General features: G+C 71.9%; 2 protein-coding genes and 2 pseudogenes. 3 read left to right on the forward strand and 1 reads right to left on the reverse strand.

All coding sequences use genetic code 11. The annotated features are described in order from the left end of the window. Nucleotides 1-486: pseudogene (locus G5C51_RS41605) on the forward strand (hypothetical protein); the annotation flags it as partial. 17 nt (nt 487-503) lie between these two features. On the opposite strand, the gene G5C51_RS41610 reads toward G5C51_RS41605, so the two are convergent. Further along, nucleotides 504-1,010, reverse strand: a complete 507-nt coding sequence (locus G5C51_RS41610) for a hypothetical protein (protein ID WP_165246079.1) — start codon at nt 1,008-1,010, stop codon at nt 504-506. A 102-nt stretch (nt 1,011-1,112) separates the two neighbouring features. Here G5C51_RS41610 and G5C51_RS41615 point away from each other — a divergent pair, with 102 nt between their 5' ends. Together G5C51_RS41615 and G5C51_RS41620 are read left to right on the forward strand one after the other, a co-directional pair. Then, nucleotides 1,113-1,871, forward strand: a complete 759-nt coding sequence (locus G5C51_RS41615) for a MerR family transcriptional regulator (protein ID WP_165246081.1) — start codon at nt 1,113-1,115, stop codon at nt 1,869-1,871. 20 nt (nt 1,872-1,891) lie between these two features. After that, nucleotides 1,892-2,228: pseudogene (locus tag G5C51_RS41620) on the forward strand (nucleotidyltransferase domain-containing protein); the annotation flags it as partial.

A 2,228-nucleotide genomic window follows, 5' to 3' on the forward strand; every position in this document is an offset into this window, starting at 1 on the left:
GAGCCGCACCTCGCGGTGACGGGGGCGAAGCTGGGGGAGATGACCGTGACCACCAGCCGGGGGCCGGCGACTGTGCCCGCGTGGGTGTTCACCCTGGACGGCTATCCCTCCCCGTTGAAGCGGTCCGCTGTCGTGCCGTCGAGACTGCCCCGGTCGCCGATCCGGCGGACGAGCGCCGTTCCGGGCTCTCCACTCGAGCATCTGGTCCGTATCTCCGCGGACGGGCGCACTCTGACCGTGCGTGCCCTCCATGGGGTCTGCGACGACGGCGCCGTGGTGACGGCGCTGGAGACCCGCGGCAGCGTGGTGCTGTCCGGTTCGGTCAAGGGCGCGGAGCGGGAGGAGATCTGCACCGCTCAAGGGAAGCTGGAGAAGGTGACGGTGCGGCTGAAGCGCCCCGTGGGCGACCGCGTCCTGCTCGACGCGATCACCGGTCGACCGGTGCCCTACCGGCCGGAATTCGGGCCTACCCCGAGCTGGAGCTGACGGGTGCGGGGGGCCGGTCAGGGATGCGCTTCCCTGCCGTACGGGCCGCGGACCGCGTCCACGGAGGTGTCGCCGCCCGTCGGCGTTTCGAGCGACGCCCGGTGGTCCGGGTTGAGGTAGCGGCGTGGCTGCCAGCGTGGGTCGTAGTCCGGGTGGTCGCGCCAGCGTCTGGCGACCCAGACCAGTAGGTTGAAGTCCAGGCCCAGTTGCTCGCGCAGGGTCTGCACCAGGCCCGGCTCCTCGCTGCGGCCGCTGAAGGCGACCACGCGCCAGGCGTTGACCTCGTCGGTGAGCCGCATCGCGGTGGAGAGCATCGCATTGCTCAGCGCGTGGACGGCGAAGTGCTCCTCGCCGCCCTCGGGCTGCCGCGCCTTGAGCTCGCCGAGCCGGGCCCGCAGGAAGTCGCGCAGCGGGGCGACGTCGTCCTCGGTGAGATCGTCGGAGTACGCGGGCTCCGGCAGCGGAGTGCGGTCCGCGAACTCCAGCGCCCGGCGGAGGTCGTCGTCGGTCGGCTCTCGGGGCATGCGCCAGGCCTCCTCCCGCGTGCTCGCCTGTGCGCAAGGTACACCCAAGTCCGGGTGCCGGGCTTGACCTTGGAGCCGGGTCGAAGGTTTACCGTCGGCGGCATGGGCACGATGCGGATTTCCCAGCTGGCCGAGCGCAGCGGCGTCCCGGCCACGACACTGCGCTTCTACGAGAAGTCCGGGCTGCTGGCCGCGGACCGCACGCCGTCCGGGTACCGGATGTACGACGACGACGCGCTCGACCGCCTCGGCTTCATCGGCGCGGCCAAGCGCCTCGGCCTGCCGCTGGATGAGATCAGCGAGCTGCTGGCGGTATGGGAAGCGGGCGCCTGCGGAGACGTCAAGGCCGACCTGCGCCCGCGCCTGGCGGCCCGCTTGGTGGAGGCGGACCAGCGGGCGGCGGAACTGGCCTCCTTCACCGCTACCTTGCACGCCGCGTCGGAACGCCTGGACGCGCTGCCGGACCGGACGGAGAAGTGCGACGCGGAGTGCGGCTTGGCGCCGGGAGTGCCGGGAGCACCGGGGGGAGCCCCGGCAGTCACGACGGAACCGGACCGATGGCGTACGGAGCCAGTGGCCTGCTCCCTCACCGGCCACGGCCAAGCGGAGCGCGTCGCTGAATGGCGAAGCGCGACGGCCGGCGCAGTACGGGCGGCCATCCCGGACGGCCTACGCCTGACACTCCCCGCCGACCGCGCCCCGACCCTCGCAAGCCTCGCCACAGCCGAGCAGCAGTGCTGCCCATTCTTCGACTTCCGCCTCCATCTCGATGGTGAATCAGTGCACTTGGAGGCCCGAGCTCCCGCCGAGGGCCGCGAGATGCTCCACGAGCTGTTCGCGGCATCCGCTGACACTCGATGACCGTCCGGCATGCTTGCCGCATGGAGGAGCAAGGGGAGCGCGAGGATGCGGTTGCGGCGGCGCGGAGGGTGCTGGCCGCTCGGCATCCTGAGGCGCGTGCCGGGTGGTTGTGTGGTGGGGTGCTGACGCATCCGACGCCGTATTCGGATCTGGATGTGGTGGTGCTGGTCGACGGGGCGCCGGCGCCGTATCGGGAGAGTCTGGATGAGTGTGGGTGGCCGGTGGAGTTGTTCGTGCACAGCCGGCGGTCGTGGGAGGCGTTCGTACGGGAGGAGCGGGGGCAGCGGGGGGCGGCGCTGCTGCGTATGACCGCGACCGGCATGCTGCTGGTCGATACGGATGGGGGCGGGCGGGAGC

This window comes from Streptomyces coryli (genome assembly GCF_011044975.1).
In the GTDB taxonomy this organism is placed as follows: Bacteria; Actinomycetota; Actinomycetes; order Streptomycetales; family Streptomycetaceae; genus Streptomyces; species Streptomyces coryli.